Consider the following 17,090-nt stretch of genomic DNA (forward strand, 5'->3'; position numbering starts at 1 on the left):
AGATTTTCGGCGTTGAAACGAAACTGCGCCTGGGGACCGACAAGCTCCCCAGGCGCAGTTTTGGTGCACGCGTGTGGAGAAAAAGTGAAGCGGTTCTATCATCCGCTTCACTTTTCAAGGTTTCGAAGCGGAATGAGAAGCTTCTGATTTTACGCTGGTCCACTCAATGATATTCGTGTTTGCCATATGCTCCACGGTCGTGAGTTCTTTAGCGGTTGCAATCCGGGCAGTCTTTTGATGTAGCTTGGCGAACTCGTCAATTTTGTCAGGGTTCGTGCGCCATGAAGGTTCAATTTGTTTTCCTGATTTCAAGTTCCCTTTTGCTTGCAGCATGCAACACGTCGTCAACAGGTTCAGGCACACCTTCGGTACCCGATAAGGACACTCCCGCGGTGGAACGTGGCATCCCTGGAGAATGGAACCTGAAGGAAACGGACAGTGTTCTGTCGTGTCGCGTAAAGGTTTCGGGCAAAAAACAGGACCGGGAAGGCCGTGCAACCGGGTTCGGATGTATTGGGTTGGACAATTTTCTCATGGTGGATCGCTGGACGCGGGAAAAGGGAAGGGTCGAGTTCTTCCGGTTTGCGGACGATCGTCCGGTTGCGAGAGTTTATCGGGTCAGCCGCGACGAGTTCCAGGGAGAGTTGCTGCCATCAGGTCGAGAAATAGTCCTGAAGCGGCGATAAGGACAAGGTAGTCACAGCATTGGAGAATTTCGTGTCAAAAACTGTCGGGCTCAATCACCTTGGTCTTGCCGTTGCCGATCTTGACCAAACGACGTTGTTTTTCGAAAAGGTTCTGGGCTGGACTGAAACAGCTCGCGATGACGCCTATCCGAGAAATTCGATCACCGATGGCACTTTGCGACTGACCTTGTGGCAGGTGGACAAATCAGTTTCACCAAGGCGTTTTGATCGGCGCCTCAATATCGGCCTGCACCATCTGGCGCTCGAGGTCGAAAGCGAAGAGGAGCTGTTGCGCCTCGCCGATGTTGTTGCCGCCTGGCCGGGCGTGAAAGTTGAATTCATGCCGGAATTCATGGGCACGGGGCCACGAAAGCATATGATGTTTGCCGAGCCGGGTGGCATCCGGCTGGAACTGGTGTGGATGGGCGCCTGAAACAAGTTCAGCCTCGAAGCGGCCGCAAGGCTTGGCCAAAACCCAGGTCGACTGGCCCAGGCCGGGAGTATCCGGCTTCGTGATGGACAATCGTCGTTTGAAAAAATGCGCGGCCTCGGTTGTTCGCTGAAGCCGCACTGGTGATTGAAATCTGTTTTCAGGCCTGAATATCGACAGTTTCGCCAAGGCCTGGAGGAGGGGCGCCCGGGCCACTGGGTGTGCTGGCAACTATCTCTGGGCTTGAGGCCCCTGACTGTCCAGGCGCAGTCGGTTTTGACGCATATGCGTCTGATTTGAGAGGCTGTGCGCTGGCTATTGCCGCGCTTGCAGATCCTACGTCCATTTTCGTCTCCTTTTGAAACCCATCCATCCATTGGATGCTCTGACGTAGTCCGTGGAGCCTTAACGAGCGCTAAAGCAAACCGGAGGCATTACAAGACGTGAACTTGAATTCAAATAAGGTGATGGTCCGGCCTCGCTTCCGCATCAACCGGGATGCAGTTCAATCATGAGGTCGAGAGGCGTGCCCTTGCGCCATCAAGGGACATTTCACCGAATGATCAACCTTCCGGATTGCAGGTAAAAAGCGCAGTTTCGTGCTGACTATTCATTGAATTTCAGTCGAAGTTGATGTGAACCCGTCTCCGGTTCCGAGTTCAATGCCGTGTGCTTCGCACCAGCATTCAACCAATCAAAAGTGGTTTTCCGGTTGGAGATAAACTACCTTGGGAATTGCGACGGCTAATCTAATAGCAAAGCTGGAATACCGGGGAAGGCTGATTAGACGGTTCGGAATATCGGATTCCCTGCGATTCAATCCTGAGAACATTTGTATGACGGACCGCTTGGAACGCAGCATGTTTTATCGGAAACAAACGCACTTTTTTGTCCATTTTATGTGTGTATTGACATTCTGTGTCGCGGGATTCGGTTTCAGTGGTGGAGCCAGCGCAACTACCGTTGGCGCGGCACAACTGGTGCTGGGACTCGATGGTGGAGCGCAGCAAGTTGTCAATCTGCTGATCAAGCGCCTGATTGATGTTGGTGTTGGAGCGCGCGGAGCCGCGGTCGCCGCCGTCGTAAAGACCGACAGCGACAAAAAAGGAGCAAATTCCGGCTTTTTCGGCGACACCGGGTTACTCATCGCATCTGTCGCTGACGCTGATGGTGCCGCCGAGGCCAAGGCTAGAAACAAGCTTCGCGGCAAGGTGAACACTGTTGCAACGTCAGGAAAAATTGCAGCGGCGCGCTCAGTCCTGACCTGGAAAGGGAGGGTCGTCTGGGAGGCGCCCACTGCAGCGTTGCCGGTCTTGCCGGACGTGTCCAAGGTTGTTTCAGCGCAAGTCAACGTAGCTTATGCGATTGAAGGTACCGACGTTTCAGTCTCTAGCCCGGCCGGGCTTGGCGCCGGCTCGTGGGACGTTGAGCACAGTTGGAACGGCAAAACCTCTTTCCTCGGTGGCGTGGGTTTTGACCAAAGCAACCCTGAAGCCACATTTTCCGGAGATCTTTCGGCACTGTCAGGAATGTTTTCTTCGGGCCCGGGGTTCTTCAGCGCTTCTGGTCTGACACTCGCCGATACTTTTGGAATATCTGTAGATTATGCCGAGTTTCTGAGCATGGGAGAAGTCTCGGCCGAATTTGCCGGACGAATGGTTGCCGAAGCCGCTATCGTTCCTGTTCCAGCGGCTTTGCCGCTACTTGCGGTCGGGTTGGGTTTTCTCGGCATTGCCGGATGGTGCCGGAAGACGAAAATCAGCTGAATCAGCTGAAACTGCCTGGTGAGGCCGGAAGGTCGCGAAATCCGTTGGAAAATGGGCTCACCCATGTGTCGTGTTAGGTTTCATCCCGCCAGCGTCCGGCTGACCGTATTCTGCAATGAACGTCTCCATGACCTGCTGGAATTTTTTCTCGTCGATGACGTCGTCGAAATTTTCCAGCAGGATCGTCAGAAGGTAGTTGTTTCCGAAATGCCAATCCGCGTTGAGGTCGCGAAGTTTGGCGTAGGCCTTTTCGGTGAGGGCGGCGCTAAAGCGTTTGGGAAGGGGCAGGCGTTTAGGTTTCTGGGGCATCTTCTATCTCTCCACAGCCGGAAAGTGGCTCGGTCGATCCCTTTCCGGCTTCTTCTATGTCCTTGGTACGCCGCCAGAAAACGGCATGCAGGCCCGCCATCGACCCGGGTTCGGCCTTGCGGACGACCGCCATGCGAGCCGCAAGTCCGGAAACGTCGGGAAAGTCAGCCGGGTCTGCTGGTTCACCGGAAGCCATCTTCAGGCCTGCGCACTGATGACAGATACCTTGCTTGCTGACCAGCGCACAAAGCCCGTCATACTTGTCCTCCATCGCACGTCTGGCGGCAGAAAGACGGTGGCGCAAGACCGCATCCGAGATACCCAGAACTGTGGACGCTTCGCGCGCCGAGAGATCCATGACATCGCGCAGAACCAGGGCAGCCTGTTCGTCGACTGGCAGGGATCTGCCGACGCAGGTGAAGCAATAGGAGATATGTTCCCTGACTTCATAGGCAAATTCGGGATCGGTGATGGCGCCGACCACTTCGTTCGAGAGTTCATCCGACTGCGCGCATGAATTGGCATAGGCAACCTGTGCCTCCGTGCGCCACCGTTTCTGACGGCGCAGATGATCAATTGCCGTTCTGGTGACAATCGATGTCACCCAGGTGGCGAAGCTGGAGCGTTCCTCGAAATTGGACATGTTTGACCAGGCCTTCGCAAGAGCCTCTTGCAGAATATCTTCAGAATCTTCCGGATGCCCGACCAGGCGCCGGGTAATCCGGCGCAGTTTCGGGAACTCCGCTTCGACGAGCCTGGAAAAGGCGCCGCTGTCGCCTTGCTTGGCTTGATCAATCAGGCTGTCAGGCATGGCTGGGATCCCGCTTGCAGGCAATCCCGCCAAATATGGCGCCGATGGCGAAAAAAACAAAGCCGGGCAGGGATTCAAGAAGGGACAGGTGGCCAGGCACAATCAGGAAGACGATCAATCCGAACTCGATTGTCAGGACAAGACCACTGTTGATCGCAAGGCCTGCCTGTGAGTTTGCCCAGTTCAGCTTGATGGCAACAGCAAGGGCTGCCGCCCCGGAAAGGGCCAGCAGATAGGCAAAGTATGCCAGGATGGCGCTGGTTGCTCCGGGGAGGGGGCCGCCATCATAGCCATAGATTGCATAGCCATCGGCGGGCTCGGACCCCAAAGTTGCTGACAAAACAAGACCCGCTCCGGCGATGTGCAAAAGGCCCCATAGGCCAAATCCGATCGCACCCAGTTTCGCAAAATTCATCATGGAACCTCCTGTTGTTTCCATGATGTTGGACGCCAGAGATGCGAAACTTCGCCAAGTGATTGTTTGGACTGGTTTTCCTGGGAGCGAAATTGGGCAACCGGTTTTCTTTGACTGCGCTGGCTCGCACCCGGGTTCAGGCGCGAAACGGAGCGCAAGCCGCCGGGTTTGGAGACCTAGTCATCCGTTCCATACATGTCCCGCCGGCGCACCCAGGCCTGAGCATATGGCAGATCGTCCTCGTGACGGCCCATCGGGGTCAAATCGAGCAGATTGTAGGCCATGTTCAGAATGTCGAGCCCACGGCCGTAAGTGGAATAGCTGTGGCCGACACGGCCATCATCCAGCTTTAAAAACGTGCTGACACCAGGCAGCTCCTCCGAGTGAACGGTAGTCTTGCCGCTGTAATTGTATCCCTGGCCGGTCTGGTCCTTCTTGTCCGGAAAGGTGACCCCGAAATCGACCCCGAAGCCGTTGCCGGCGGTTGATGCCCATTCGAAGGTCCAGCCCATGCGTTCCTTGTAGCCCTGCAGCGTTTCAAGCGGTGCGTTGGATATGGAAATCAACGAGGTGTCGCGCGCAGCCAGATGCCTGTCGAGGCGCTCGTAATTGTCCGCCCAGAATGAACAGCTTGGGCAACCCTCCTGCCAGGTAGCGCCGAACATGAAGTGATAGACCGCAAGCTGCCGGTTCGGTCCGAAGAGCTCGGCCAGTGATTTTCGTCCGCTCACCGTGTCGAAAACATAGTTTTTTTCGACAAGAACCAGTGGCAATTGCCTGCGCGCGGCGGATAGTGCGTCACGCTCCCTGGTAAAGGCCTTCTCCCGGGCGAGCAGGTCCTTGCGGGCTTCGAGCCAGTCTTCCTGGCTGACTAACTGTGGAGCTGTCATGTCTTCCTCCTGAGCGGGCGTTTTATGTGGAAACAATTTCATCGAGGCGCCTGAAGCAACCGTTCCAGCCCCCGCCAACACCACGGCGAGCATCTTCAGACTTGATGGCTTCGTGCCGGAGCTTCACTTCCGTCGCCTTGCCGGCTTCGGTGAAGGTGATGGCAACCTGAGACGTGTCTGTTGCCTCGCGTGTACCGTCGGCAAATTCCTGGACATGGCGCCAGCTGAATTCCAGCCTGTTCGGTGCATCGATCGCGAGATATTCGCCTTCGAAATGGATCTGCTTTTCCTGGGTCTTTTCAATGACGAAACACCATTTCCCGCCGACCTTCAGGTCGATATCGACCGAGACCAGACCGCCTGATTTCGGAACAAACCAGCTCTGGACTTCGTTCGGTTCCGTGAAGGCCCGGAAAACGCGCGCCGGGTTGGCGCGAAACAGCCCTTCAACGATGACAGGTTCCTGCCCGGGATCAGATTTCAGAAATTCTCTTTCACTCTGTTGAACGGTCATTATTCGCTATCCTCTTTGGCAAGATGACGGGCGAGGGCGTCGAACCGGTCGATCCAGAACGATTCATATTTGCTCAGCCAATCGACGGCTTCCTTGATTGGGGCACCGCGCAAGCGGCAGTGGCGGGTGCGGCCCCGTTTTTCAATGTCGACAAGGCCGGCATCGGACAGAACCCGAAGATGTTTGGATACCGCCGTCAGCGACATGTCGAACGGTGTTGCAAGATCCGACAAGGTCGCTTCGCCATCCGCAAGTCGGGCGACGATGGCGCGCCGGGTGCCATCGCTGAGGGCTGAAAAAGTCGCGTCCAGTTGGGCCATTTGTTGCACAGTCATAAAGTTAACCTTTTGGTTGACTATCATGGGAATTCATTATAGTCAACTAATTGGTTGAGTAAAGTCGTTGCAACGGCGTTGACCTCGACATCGGCCGGACAGGAATGTTTCCTGGGACCGGCAGGCACAGGAGAGTAAGCAATGAAACTTTATGTAACCGACTTGTCTCCCAACAGCCGGCGCGTACTGGCTGTCATGCATCAGCTCGGCCTTGCAGGGGAAACTGAAGTCCAGAAGTTCAACCTCGTAGAGGGACAGCACCGGTCCGAAGACTTTCGGGAAATCAATCCCAACATGAAAGTGCCGGTTCTGGTCGATGGTGATTTCAAGCTCTGGGAAGCCAACCCGATCATGATCTATATGAGTGATCGTCAGGGGGCAGAGGAATTCTGTCCGTCAGACAGTGCTACGCGCATTGAAATCCTGCGCTGGATTTCCTGGGAAGTGCAGCATTTCAACAGGGCTATCGGCGACATCACGTGGGAGACAGTCGCCAAGCAATTCTTCAATATGGGCGAACCGGATGCGGAAAAGATCAAGTCGGGGCAGGAAAACTTCCGCCGCTTTGCTGCAGTGCTCGAAGAGCACCTGGCAGATCGGGACTTCATTTTGGGAGACAAGCCGACGGTTGCCGATTTCGCCGTAGGCAGTCATTCAGCCCTGGCGCTTTATCCGCAATCACAGGTGCCTCTTCTGGAGTTCCCGAAGGTTCTTGCCTGGTTCCAGCGGTTGGAAACATTGCCCGCATGGGCGAAGACTGCTCCGCAAGCCCCGGCCGAGGCCGCCGAATAAACAACGTATCTGCTCATGGTGACCCGTGGCCGGGCCACCATGCAGCTTTCAGGACCGGATTGCGTTGCCCGGGCGTCATTCCTCGGTTAGCCTCGGCTGATGGGAGTAATATCTTCGAAACGCGCCCTTGGGTTTGGTGTCCTTGCGGCGCTGTTGTTCGGCACGCACAGCGTAATTGCCCGGTTTTTGACCAGCGACCTGCATGGTTTGCAAATCGCAGTTGTTCGCATCTGGATTGCAGCAGCCGTCCTGTTCGTTCTGCTTAAGTTCAGCAAACAGGCGGTTTTTCCGATCCGGTTCGACAGATACAAGCTGCTCGCGATTGCCGGATTTGTTCTGAACTATGCGGTCTTTCACATCGGTTTGGAGCGCACCAGCGCGACCAACGCCATGGTACTGGAAAACACGGCACCGTTCTTCGTGCTTGTCATGCTTGCAAGCGTCGGCATCGAAAGGGTCAGAAAGGTCGACATCGCCGCAACTGTCCTCGTGATGGCCGGGGTTGTGCTGACTGTCAGACACGATATCGACATTGGTACCAATGCCTTGTCGGGAGACCTGTTGATGGTCGTTGCCGGTTTCACCTGGGCGATGTTCATCATCGGAAGCACAAAGTCGGTGCAGAACACCAGCGCGCCACTCGAACGCCTTCAGCTCCTGTTCCAGATCCTGTTTGTCAGTGCCATCGTTCTCACCCCAGGCTTTTTCCTGTTTTCATTCGAGCCGACAGGCGCGGATCTGATGTGGCTTGTGTTCCTTGCCGTCTTCCCGACAGCGGTCGGCTATTTTCTGTGGTACGAGGCCATGGCAGGTGTTTCGACGGTCACGGCCGCGCTGCTGTTCGTGCTGTCAGTGGTCTTCACGTTCATCAATTCGGTGGTTTTCCTTGGGGAGGCGTTGACGCCGGGCATGATGATCGGCGGCGCACTGGTCGTGGGCGCCGTCATCCTGCCGTCGCTCTTGGAATCAAACGACGAAAGTCCGGAAGGTTCCGAATCCTGATATTCCCGCGTTCTGTGTGTCAGACAAACAACTCGCCGCGTGCGACAAGCGTCGCCTGGCCACCGATGCGAACGGCATGCATGCCACCGTTTTCGACATCGATTTCAAGATCAATCAACGACGGACGCCCCATCTCGAAACCCTGTTCGATGCGGATATGGTGCGTGCCCGCGGTCAGACCATCATAGAAGTGAACGACACCGGCAAAGGCCGCGGCGGCAGACCCGGTTGCAGGATCTTCAGGAATCCCCATCTCGGGCGCAAACAGGCGTGCATGGAACGCACTGTCGTGGGAACGAGTCTCCCGGCAGTAAACATAGGCGTCGTTGTGGTCGTCCTTGCCAAAGCCCGCTTTCCACATCGCCGCGACGGGTTTGGCTCGCGACAACGCATCAAGGTCCCGGACCGGAACAAAACTGAAAGGTGGTCCGACCTTGAATCGCGACGGTGCGTGGTTTTCAAAGCCGATATCGGTAGGCTCCAGGTCAAGCGCAGCGGCAATCAGTTCGACATTGTGGGTCGGTCCCGCAGGCTCCGGCAGATTGGGCACGTCGAACTCGGCAAAGGCGGCCGCGTTCTCGCGCAATATCACAGCACACCTGACTGTGCCGATCTTTTGCTTGAGCACCACCACGGCGTCCTGTTCACCGTTGACGTCTCCGAACCGCTCGGTTGCCAGGAGAATGGCTGTTCCGACGGTTGGATGACCGGCAAAGGGAAGTTCCACCTTCGGCGTGAAGATCCGCAAGCTTGCGGAATGTCCGGGATTTTCCGGTGGAAACACGAACACTGTCTCGGAAAGATTGAACTCGGCCGCGATCTTCTGCATCTGCTCGTCGCTCAGATCCTCGGAGTCCAGTACCACTGCCAGCGGATTTCCGGCAAGAAGTGTGTTTGTGAAGACATCCAAGATCGCGTAGCGGCGGCCCATATTCATTTCTCCCTGGAGATGCACCAATACCTTTGTCCAAAGGTGGGCGGACTTTTACATTTCTCTGTCCGTCCCGCCAGTCCTTAGTGGTTGTTCTTGGTGAACAAATTATTGACAGGTCAACGGCGTTTCACCTCCTCATTGAGGTAGCAGATATTCCGCGATTTCGCGTGCGAACGGAACGATAGCCGGATCCTCAAGATCCGTGCGCGAGCGTATGATGCGAATGTCGGCCAGTTCCTGTTCCTCGGACGCCATGGAATGCTCGATCATGTGCTGACACAGATCATCCGCGCGTTCGGTACAATCGAAGACCTGCGCAATCGAAATACGCGGTCCGTCAAAGGCGGCAAGCAATTCGGCCCTGGTCAGCGTTTCGCCTGTCAGGCCGGTCTCTTCTTCAAGTTCCCGGTCGATAGCACTGATCACGTCGACCCTGCCATCGGGGGTGATGTCGTTCAGATCAAGATTTCCGCCGGGTGGATAGATCATGCCCGCTGTTGCGGTGTGACCACCCATGACACCGTAGAGCAGCGCACCGTCGGATGACCTGATGATGGCGGAGCCGAAAAGGTTGAAAGCGGAGGCATCCGGTGCGCCCCAGTCCCGCCACGCAAGATGGGCGGCATAGGAGCTTTCGGAGCAGTGTCCGCTGAAGATGCCGTTTTGAAACTCGTATCCGGTCAGTTTCAGCGTCCGGCCATTCCACAGAAGCGCGATCCGCTTCTGGGCCTCTTTGAAATGTTCGGCGATTTCGGCACTGTTTTCGGTCTCGAAACGCCACGGCCGGTCCGAGATGGTAAGATCGATTTTTGAAACCCTGTGCACGCAGGGTGGAAGCACCTTTTCCATGAGAGGAATGTCTTTTCCGGGTGACATTTCACTTGGACGGGTGGCCATGGTCCGGAACCCGTGTTTTTCGTAAAACGCGCCTGCGTGGAAATCGGATTCAAGAGAAAGACGCGAAAGTTTCTTTTGTCGTGCAAAATCCTCTGCGCGTTTCAGGAGCAGATTGCCGATACCCTTTCCCTGTGCCTCGGGATCAACAAACAGAAAATCGACAAGAAGTGTATCTTCACCTTCTTTCGTGACACCCGAAAAGGCGAGGGGGATACCATCCTGCTCGGCGACAGTCATTTCAAGCGCGCGGATCGTGGTTTCATGAATACTCCACGCTTCCATGAATTCCGTCATCTTTGCCTCGGGATATCCCCAGGAGGCCTTGGCACGGTGGAGGATACCCGTCAGGTCGAGGGCATCGGCGGGCGTGGCGGAACGGAGTTTGAGAGGCATGGCTGTCCGGTAATGTGATTGCCGGACAGCCGTATCCAGAGATTGTGAAAGTTACAAGGCAACGGAAACAGTTGCGTGCCCGCTACCTGATAAACGATCCGTTCTGTAGCTCCGTGACGGCCTGCAGCAGTTCATCTCGCGTGTTCATGACGATCGGGCCGTGCCATGCGACAGGCTCCTTTATCGGAGCGCCCGAAACGAGAAGAAAGCGGATGCCCTCATCGCCCGCCTGAACGACGATTTCATCACCCGTACCGAAGATGACGAGCGTGCGGTCACCGGTCTGGTCGCGGATCTTCAGTTCTTCACCGCCGAATTCCTTTTCTGTCAGGATGCCAAATGCATCTGACGACCCTTCAAATGTGCCGGACCCTTCGAAAATATAGGCAAAAGTCTGTTTGTAGGTATCGACCTTGAAGCGCTTTTTCTTTCCGGCCGGAACATGGATGTCGAGATATTGCGGTTCTGCCGCAATGCCATCTACAGGTCCGCGCTTCCCCCAGAATTCACCGCAAATGATGCGTGCGGACGATCCGTCATCGTCGATAACAACCGGGATCTCGTTCGAGGCGACATCCTGGTAGCGCGGTTCCGTCATTTTCAGCGAGGAGGGCAGGTTTGCCCAGAGCTGAAAGCCGTGCATCAGTCCGTTTGCGTCGCCTTTCGGCATTTCCTGGTGCATGATGCCCCGGCCCGCTGTCATCCACTGCACGTCACCTGCACCCAGGTCTCCCTTGTTGCCGAGGCTGTCCCCGTGTTCAACCGTCCCGGCAAGAACATAGGTAATCGTCTCGATGCCCCTGTGCGGGTGCCAGGGAAATCCTGCAAGATAATCCTCCGGACGATCGTTGCGAAAATCATCGAGCAACAGAAACGGATCGAGCATCTCCGGTTCCTGAAAACCGAACACTCGTTCAAGTTTCACACCTGCACCTTCCAGTGTTGGCTGCGTGGAACCGATATGGGTCACAGGGCGTATCGACATTGCTGCAGGCCTTTTTTCCAATGTGTTCCAGCCAAAATAGCGTTGATCGCCGTAAAACCCACCCCGTGACGTCCGAACGCAGTGTTCAGTCCGGGGAAACAATGGGGAGACTTGTTTCGGGTCTTGCTAATTGACAGTTGAACTTCGGCTTACGTACGTACCTCAAGCGCAGTAGCATGGTCTCCGAAGTGTTTTGCCGATCGAACGGCTTGCTCAAGTTTTCTGAACTTCGAAGGGGCGGGAACCAGCAAACACGGGCACTCTTGACATTCGGTGTCCTGGCAGAACCTGATGGATCAATTGGATGCGAGGGAAGTGGGCATATGCAGGAATACAATCTCAATCCGGAGTTTGTCGTCGAAGATGAGACATCGCTGCGAAAACTCTTTCAGCCGATCCACGAGTTGGCGGTCAAAAAGTGTCAGACGACACTCGACAGGCATGCGCGGGACTTTATCGCGCGTTCGCCCTTCCTTTGCCTGGGCACGCAACACGCAGATGGCAAGGCAGACGTTAGTCCACGCGGCGACCCCGCAGGTTTTGTCAGGGTCATCGACGAGAAAACCCTGGTTGTTCCCGATCGCCCCGGAAACAATCGTCTCGACAGTCTCGTCAACATAATTTCCAATCCGAGTGTTGGGTTGCTGTTCGTGATTCCCGGTTTCGACGACACCTTGCGTATCAACGGAAAGGCGAGGCTTGTGGTCGACCCGGAACTGCTGGAGACCATGAGCGTAAACGGGCGTTGTCCCAAAATTGCTATACTGATCAAAGTTGACAGCGTTTTCATGCATTGCGCCAAGGCGTTTCGCCGGTCGCACATGTGGGACCCGGACCGGTTTCAGGATCGCAGCGAAATGCCATCGCTCATGAACATTATTCTGGATCAGTCGAACAGCGCACCGGCGGACGATGCGGAGCTGGACACCCTGGAGCAGAATCTCGAAGAGGAATACAGGAAAACCCTGTATTAGTCGCTTGTTCCAACCGGCTGACCAGAAATGTCCTGCCACGAACGGTGAGTTGACGCTTGCAGCGTGATGGAACAAAAGTTGTCGCGTCGATGGTGACATCGTGCTGTCAGCAAACCCTTTGACTTGCATCTTGCAGCGGTATCGTCCACATGCGACTTTGGCCGTCTGGTCAAATTGATTTATCTGAACCGGTTGGAACTTGATGCCTCCGATACTCTCCGTCCGCAATCTGGAAAAAACCTATGACGGCGGTTTCCAGGCGCTCAAATCCGTGTCTCTGGACATCAAGGAAGGAGAAGTGTTTGCACTGCTTGGTCCCAACGGTGCTGGCAAGACGACACTAATCAGCACGATTTGCGGTTTGGTCCGGCCGACGTCCGGGAGCATTCAGGTCGGAAAATTTGACGCCCAGAAGGATTTTCGCGCAGCGCGCAGCCTGATCGGTCTGGTTCCACAGGAAATGCCGACAGCACCGTTTGAAATTGTTGGTGATACGGTCGCATTGAGCAGGGGGCTTTTCGGATTGCCGCCTGATCGAAAGTTCCTGGAGGGAGTTCTCAGGGACCTCACGCTGTGGGACAAGCGCAAGAACATGATAATGGCACTGTCAGGCGGCATGAAACGCCGGTTGCTTGTTGCCAAGGCGCTGGCCCACGAACCCAAGATTCTGTTCCTCGATGAGCCCACGGCCGGTGTCGATGTGGAATTGCGCCACGATATGTGGCGCATCGTTGGAGAGCTGAAAGAGCGTGGCGTCACGATCATCCTGACGACCCACTATATCGAGGAAGCCGAGGAGATGGCTGACAGGGTCGGTGTCATTGACAAGGGGGAAATTATCCTTGTCGAGGAAAAGGCCGAGCTCATGCGCAAACTCGGCCGCAAGCTGCTGAAGCTGAACCTGGCAGAACCACTCACGTCTGTGCCGGACAGCCTGTCACACTACAATCTGACACTCGAGGACAATGGAACCCACCTGATCTACACTTACGATACCCATGCTGAGAGAACGGGAATCACCGCTCTTTTGACGGATCTGGCCGAAGCTGGCGTTCGTTTTCAGGACCTGCAGACCGACCAGTCGTCTCTTGAAGACATTTTTGTCGATCTGGTGAAGAGAGGATGAGTTGAATGGGTGCGGATTTTTTCATTAGAAAAGCGAACCTGAGTGACAGCCAGGCGCTCACGGATCTTTGCATGAAGTCCAAGCAGTCCAACGGCTACGACGATGACTTCATGCGGCAGTGTGCTGACGAACTGCGTATTCAGCCCGCATGGATAGAAAAGGATGATTTCTGGCTTGCTGAAACCGCTCAAGGATCGCTTGTCGGATGTATCCGCCTGTCCGCCTCGGAAGACGGAAACGGTGAACTTGAAACCTGTTTCGTTGATCCGGATTGGCACGGCAAAGGCATTGGCAGAACCCTGTTCGATCATCTGCTTGCCAGGGCAACGGCCCTGGAACTGGTCCTTGTAGGTGTTGACTCGGATCCTGCTGCGGAAACGTTTTACGCCCGGATGGGGTTTCGAACGATCGGCAGGGTTGCCTCCGGTTCCATTGCCGGCAGGACGCTGCCCAGAATGGAAATGGTTCTTGAAAACAAAGCGTCCGGGGCGTCGAAAATGACAGCGGAAACAGGTGTCTGAATGAATTTCGGAGCGGTCAAATCCATTTACCTCGCAGAAATGGCACGGACAAAACGCACGGTCATGCAGAGCGTGATATCACCGGTGCTTTCAACCGTGCTCTATTTCGTCGTGTTTGGCGCAGCGATCGGGTCTAGGATTTCCGAAGTTGACGGCGTCGGATACGGAGCGTTTATTGTGCCGGGTCTGATCATGCTTTCGCTCATGACGCAAAGCCTGTCGAATGCGTCCTTCGGCATTTATTTTCCACGCTTTACTGGCACAATTTTCGAAGTGCTTTCCGCGCCGATCTCCTACCTGGAGATTACGATAGCGTATGTCGGGGCAGCCGTTTCCAAATCCATGCTCGTGGGGCTGATCATTCTCGTTACGGCGAACTTCTTCGTTGATATCGAGATCCAGCACCCGTTCTGGATGGTGACCTTTTTCGTTCTGACAGCGGTGACATTCGCGTTGCTGGGTTTCATCATCGGCATCTGGGCGGACAATTTCGAAAAGCTGCAATTCGTGCCGATGCTGATCGTGACGCCGCTTGCCTTCCTAGGCGGCAGCTTTTATTCCATCAACATGCTGCCCGAATTCTGGCAGAAGCTGACGCTGGTCAATCCCGTCGTCTATCTGATATCGGGTTTTCGCTGGAGTTTTTACGGTCAGGCTGATGTCAGTCTCTGGCTATCTCTTTGCGCAACCATGTTGTTTCTGTGTGTTTCACTCGCCATCGTGCACTGGATCTTCAAGACCGGATACAAATTGAAAGCCTGAGTGCCAATGAAGCGTATTCAGTTTCTGGAAAGCTATGCTCGGGCGTAAACATCTCGGTCAAGTGATGCACGTTCGAGAGAAAAACTAACAAGACGAAGCCGGACAGGTGTGAGCAAGTAAATGCGATCAAGCAAATTTCCCACGAAGATTTCGATACTCCTGCTGGCGCTTTTTCTGGCTGCCTGTCAGACCGCACAGAACCAGCCGTCTTCACCACCGGCAGTGTCTTCGGCGGCAGTTACATCCGTTGAGACCACTTCGGTTCCCGTTAGTGCATATGCTCCTGCCACCGCAGAGGAGAAGGGTTTTTCGGCGCTTGTCCTGAATGCGGGAACCGGCGAGGAACTTTATGCGGTAGACGCGGATGCCGCCCGCTTTCCCGCGTCCCTGACCAAAATGATGACGCTGTATCTCCTGTTCGAAGCCGTGGCGGAAGGTCGTTACACGCTGTCGTCTCCTTTGACCGTGTCGGAGAACGCGGCAGCGCAACCGCCGGCCAAAATTGGGCTGAAAGCAGGATCAACGATTACGGTGCAGCAGGCGGCGCGCGCGCTGGCAGTCAGGTCCGCAAATGACGTCGGTATGGCAATTGCCGAAAATCTTGCGGGAAGTGAAGCAGCCTTTGCACGTCAGATGACACAGCAAGCAAGGGCGCTCGGACTGACCAGGACGCGCTTCGTCAACGCAACGGGGCTACCGGACCCGAAACAGGTGACGAGCGCCCGGGACATGGCGAAACTCGGCCTGGCCCTGAAACGGCGCTTTCCCCAATATGCAGGTTACTATCGGGCAAAATCATTCGCTTACAACGGCCGGACCTTCAAGGCAACGAACAATCTCCTTGGAAAGGTTGCAGGCGTTGATGGATTGAAAACCGGCTACATCCGCATGTCGGGCTACAATCTTGTGGCCACAGCCAGGCGCGGCGGCAAGCAGTTGATTGTTGTCGTGATGGGTGGAAAGAGCGAATCGGCACGGGACAAGGAAGTCACAAGGCTGATTGAAGCCTATTCCTGAATTTGCCAGCCGGTTTTCGCTTAATGGGTCGCCTGCAGCGCGCGTGCGAATGTCACGCAATTGCGTCCGTTGTTCTTTGACGAATAAAGGCTTTCGTCGACGACCTGCATCAGGTCTTCCATCAGCAGTTGATTGCCGTCGCCGTGATAAATTCCGGCAGAGGCGGTGATCCGGAATTCTTCCGGTGCGAATTCGAACCTGATGTCAGAGATACGCCGACGCAGGCGGTCTGCCACCTTTGCCGCATTTTCCCGGGAAATGTTCGGCAACAGGACCGCGAATTCCTCGCCGCCGAGCCGAGCAAAACAATCGTCTTGCCGGAGCTGTGACTTTACGGCCGCAACGACCTTAACCAGCGCCTGATCGCCTGCCAGATGCCCGTACTCGTCATTGACCTGCTTGAAGTGATCCAGATCGAAATTCAACAGGCCGAATGTTTTCTTTTCGGGCGCGTGAAGCAGATCTTCAAGGCGCACCTGAAATTCTCGGCGATTATATGCACCGGTCAGCGGATCGCGCCGTGCGGCTTCCTTGTGACGCTGGGCTACCTGCTCAAAGGAGAGAGCTGTTGAGAATGCGCCCGTCAGACTGACGAACAACATGGCGCTCATCAGGTGAAGATCCTGCATCATGTCGTTGATCATGCCGGGACCGGTGGCGCCATCGCCTGTGAGCCCGTGATAGACGCGCAGCCCTCCGACCGCAGCGAGAAAGAAGAACGCCAGGACCAGACCGATTACCGAGATCAGGCCGTGGAAGTTCTTGGAAGTATAGGCGGCGATCGTCGCGACGCACAGGATCGTGAAAATGACGTTTCCGCCGACATAGGCCAGGGTCGGGTCGGACAACAGATAGGCAAGCATGCCGACAAGAAGGTTCGCGAATGCCGGCGCAAAAACGTCGCTCACTTTGTTCGGCAAGCGAGCAAGCACGCGCGCGGCGTAAAGGTGAAAGCCGAATCCCAGCAAAAGCAATGTATTGGGTAGGAGGTAGGCCGCCAGATCCGGGAGAACACGCTCAAAGGCAAAACAGACCAGGGCTGCAACCAGCAAGGCGTTGGCAGCAGCCCAGCTGCGCCAATGCGTGCTTTGTGTAACGCGTAGCGACATCGCCTGAAACGAAATGGCGAAAATCAGCAGCAAAAGCAGATTCGCCGAAAAAAGCGTCAGAAGATCCATATAGACGCACTCCACATACTATTCACCGGTAACAACCGCATGAAGGAGCCTACTTGGTAAGGTTTTTAGATGGTGTTAGTGCGGGTTAATAGATTTTCATCAAATTGTATTTGTACGGAAGTTACAATAAATACTCCGCAGCAAGAATACGATCCGCATTGGCGCATGACCACTTTAAGATTTTCTAAAAGTCAGTGAATAATCTGGGCTATTTTATCTAATTTGATTGAATTTATTCTCGATTCAAATTTTCCGGCGGGTCCAGGCACACGTTTTTACAGCGCTTCCTTTAGCTTTCGTCGCATTTTTTGAATTCACTTCAGGGTGGATCCCGTTTTCGGGTTCAACGACTG

Annotated in this window: 22 protein-coding genes; 10 read left to right on the forward strand and 12 right to left on the reverse strand. The window is 55.1% G+C overall.

The window, feature by feature from the left end; translation table 11 throughout:
- Window positions 1–114 precede the first annotated feature (114 nt).
- A complete protein-coding gene (locus ACO6TI_RS18185) occupies window positions 115–333 on the reverse strand; it encodes a hypothetical protein (RefSeq protein WP_422383026.1) in 219 nt (72 codons plus the stop codon).
- 59 nt (window positions 334–392) lie between these two features.
- Between ACO6TI_RS18185 and ACO6TI_RS18190 the strand changes: the two genes are divergently transcribed.
- On the forward strand, window positions 393–686 hold the full coding sequence (locus ACO6TI_RS18190) for a hypothetical protein (RefSeq protein WP_422383027.1): 294 nt from the start codon (window positions 393–395) through the stop codon (window positions 684–686).
- 31 nt (window positions 687–717) lie between these two features.
- Window positions 718–1,119, forward strand: a complete 402-nt coding sequence (locus ACO6TI_RS18195) for a VOC family protein (RefSeq protein ID WP_104703652.1) — start codon at window positions 718–720, stop codon at window positions 1,117–1,119.
- A 157-nt stretch (window positions 1,120–1,276) separates the two neighbouring features.
- Here ACO6TI_RS18195 and ACO6TI_RS18200 read toward each other — a convergent pair whose 3' ends face one another.
- Window positions 1,277–1,462 (reverse strand): hypothetical protein, encoded by a 186-nt coding sequence (locus ACO6TI_RS18200; protein WP_422383028.1) that lies wholly within the window; start codon window positions 1,460–1,462, stop codon window positions 1,277–1,279.
- A gap of 382 nt (window positions 1,463–1,844) precedes the next feature.
- Between ACO6TI_RS18200 and ACO6TI_RS18205 the strand changes: the two genes are divergently transcribed.
- Window positions 1,845–2,882 carry a hypothetical protein gene (locus ACO6TI_RS18205; RefSeq protein ID WP_144436034.1) on the forward strand — a complete coding sequence of 346 codons (1,038 nt, stop codon included), beginning with the start codon at window positions 1,845–1,847 and terminating at the stop codon, window positions 2,880–2,882.
- Window positions 2,883–2,939: 57 nt separating this feature from the next.
- Here ACO6TI_RS18205 and ACO6TI_RS18210 read toward each other — a convergent pair whose 3' ends face one another.
- The 6 genes from ACO6TI_RS18210 to ACO6TI_RS18235 form a co-directional block, all read right to left on the reverse strand.
- A complete protein-coding gene (locus tag ACO6TI_RS18210) occupies window positions 2,940–3,191 on the reverse strand; it encodes a hypothetical protein (protein WP_422383029.1) in 252 nt (83 codons plus the stop codon).
- Window positions 3,175–4,002 carry an RNA polymerase sigma factor gene (locus ACO6TI_RS18215; protein WP_422383030.1) on the reverse strand — a complete coding sequence of 276 codons (828 nt, stop codon included), beginning with the start codon at window positions 4,000–4,002 and terminating at the stop codon, window positions 3,175–3,177. The genes ACO6TI_RS18210 and ACO6TI_RS18215 overlap by 17 nt, the downstream gene beginning before the upstream one ends.
- Window positions 3,995–4,420 carry a hypothetical protein gene (locus tag ACO6TI_RS18220; RefSeq protein WP_422383031.1) on the reverse strand — a complete coding sequence of 142 codons (426 nt, stop codon included), beginning with the start codon at window positions 4,418–4,420 and terminating at the stop codon, window positions 3,995–3,997. Before ACO6TI_RS18220 ends, ACO6TI_RS18215 begins: the two co-directional genes overlap by 8 nt.
- A 173-nt stretch (window positions 4,421–4,593) precedes the next feature.
- Window positions 4,594–5,307 carry a DUF899 domain-containing protein gene (locus ACO6TI_RS18225; RefSeq protein ID WP_422383032.1) on the reverse strand — a complete coding sequence of 238 codons (714 nt, stop codon included), beginning with the start codon at window positions 5,305–5,307 and terminating at the stop codon, window positions 4,594–4,596.
- 22 nt (window positions 5,308–5,329) lie between these two features.
- Window positions 5,330–5,821, reverse strand: a complete 492-nt coding sequence (locus ACO6TI_RS18230; protein WP_055117227.1) for an SRPBCC family protein — start codon at window positions 5,819–5,821, stop codon at window positions 5,330–5,332.
- Window positions 5,821–6,141 carry an ArsR/SmtB family transcription factor gene (locus ACO6TI_RS18235; protein ID WP_029066376.1) on the reverse strand — a complete coding sequence of 107 codons (321 nt, stop codon included), beginning with the start codon at window positions 6,139–6,141 and terminating at the stop codon, window positions 5,821–5,823. The genes ACO6TI_RS18230 and ACO6TI_RS18235 overlap by 1 nt, the downstream gene beginning before the upstream one ends.
- Before the next feature lie 156 nt (window positions 6,142–6,297).
- On the opposite strand from ACO6TI_RS18235, the gene ACO6TI_RS18240 reads away from it, so the two are divergent.
- Entirely contained in the window at window positions 6,298–6,948 is a 651-nt protein-coding gene (locus ACO6TI_RS18240) for a glutathione S-transferase family protein (RefSeq protein WP_108872644.1), read from the forward strand.
- Window positions 6,949–7,047: 99 nt separating this feature from the next.
- Complete coding sequence (locus ACO6TI_RS18245) at window positions 7,048–7,950, forward strand: DMT family transporter (protein WP_055117221.1); 903 nt, start codon at window positions 7,048–7,050, stop codon at window positions 7,948–7,950.
- 19 nt (window positions 7,951–7,969) lie between these two features.
- On the opposite strand, the gene ACO6TI_RS18250 is transcribed toward ACO6TI_RS18245, so the two are convergent.
- From ACO6TI_RS18250 to ACO6TI_RS18260, 3 genes are all read right to left on the reverse strand, one after another.
- Entirely contained in the window at window positions 7,970–8,881 is a 912-nt protein-coding gene (locus ACO6TI_RS18250; protein ID WP_104703660.1) for a PhzF family phenazine biosynthesis protein, read from the reverse strand.
- A 138-nt stretch (window positions 8,882–9,019) separates the two neighbouring features.
- Complete coding sequence (locus ACO6TI_RS18255) at window positions 9,020–10,174, reverse strand: GNAT family N-acetyltransferase (RefSeq protein ID WP_104703661.1); 1,155 nt, start codon at window positions 10,172–10,174, stop codon at window positions 9,020–9,022.
- 82 nt (window positions 10,175–10,256) lie between these two features.
- Window positions 10,257–11,159, reverse strand: coding sequence for a pirin family protein (locus ACO6TI_RS18260; RefSeq protein WP_055117218.1), 903 nt, complete (start codon window positions 11,157–11,159; stop codon window positions 10,257–10,259).
- A gap of 323 nt (window positions 11,160–11,482) precedes the next feature.
- Here ACO6TI_RS18260 and ACO6TI_RS18265 point away from each other — a divergent pair, with 323 nt between their 5' ends.
- The 5 genes from ACO6TI_RS18265 to ACO6TI_RS18285 all read left to right on the forward strand — a co-directional run bounded on the left by ACO6TI_RS18265 (window position 11,483) and on the right by ACO6TI_RS18285 (window position 15,559).
- A complete protein-coding gene (locus ACO6TI_RS18265; protein ID WP_196895420.1) occupies window positions 11,483–12,133 on the forward strand; it encodes an MSMEG_1061 family FMN-dependent PPOX-type flavoprotein in 651 nt (216 codons plus the stop codon).
- A gap of 202 nt (window positions 12,134–12,335) precedes the next feature.
- Window positions 12,336–13,259 carry an ABC transporter ATP-binding protein gene (locus tag ACO6TI_RS18270; RefSeq protein WP_108872642.1) on the forward strand — a complete coding sequence of 308 codons (924 nt, stop codon included), beginning with the start codon at window positions 12,336–12,338 and terminating at the stop codon, window positions 13,257–13,259.
- 5 nt (window positions 13,260–13,264) lie between these two features.
- Window positions 13,265–13,780, forward strand: coding sequence for a GNAT family N-acetyltransferase (locus ACO6TI_RS18275; RefSeq protein WP_348317770.1), 516 nt, complete (start codon window positions 13,265–13,267; stop codon window positions 13,778–13,780).
- Entirely contained in the window at window positions 13,781–14,542 is a 762-nt protein-coding gene (locus tag ACO6TI_RS18280; protein ID WP_055117212.1) for an ABC transporter permease, read from the forward strand.
- Window positions 14,543–14,662: 120 nt separating this feature from the next.
- Window positions 14,663–15,559, forward strand: coding sequence for a D-alanyl-D-alanine carboxypeptidase family protein (locus tag ACO6TI_RS18285; protein WP_422383033.1), 897 nt, complete (start codon window positions 14,663–14,665; stop codon window positions 15,557–15,559).
- A gap of 20 nt (window positions 15,560–15,579) precedes the next feature.
- Here the strand turns inward: ACO6TI_RS18285 and ACO6TI_RS18290 are convergent, their stop codons facing one another.
- Complete coding sequence (locus ACO6TI_RS18290; RefSeq protein ID WP_422383034.1) at window positions 15,580–16,737, reverse strand: GGDEF domain-containing protein; 1,158 nt, start codon at window positions 16,735–16,737, stop codon at window positions 15,580–15,582.
- Window positions 16,738–17,090 lie beyond the last annotated feature (353 nt).

The organism is Roseibium album, from assembly GCF_965233825.1.
GTDB lineage: Bacteria > Pseudomonadota > Alphaproteobacteria > Rhizobiales > Stappiaceae > Roseibium > Roseibium album.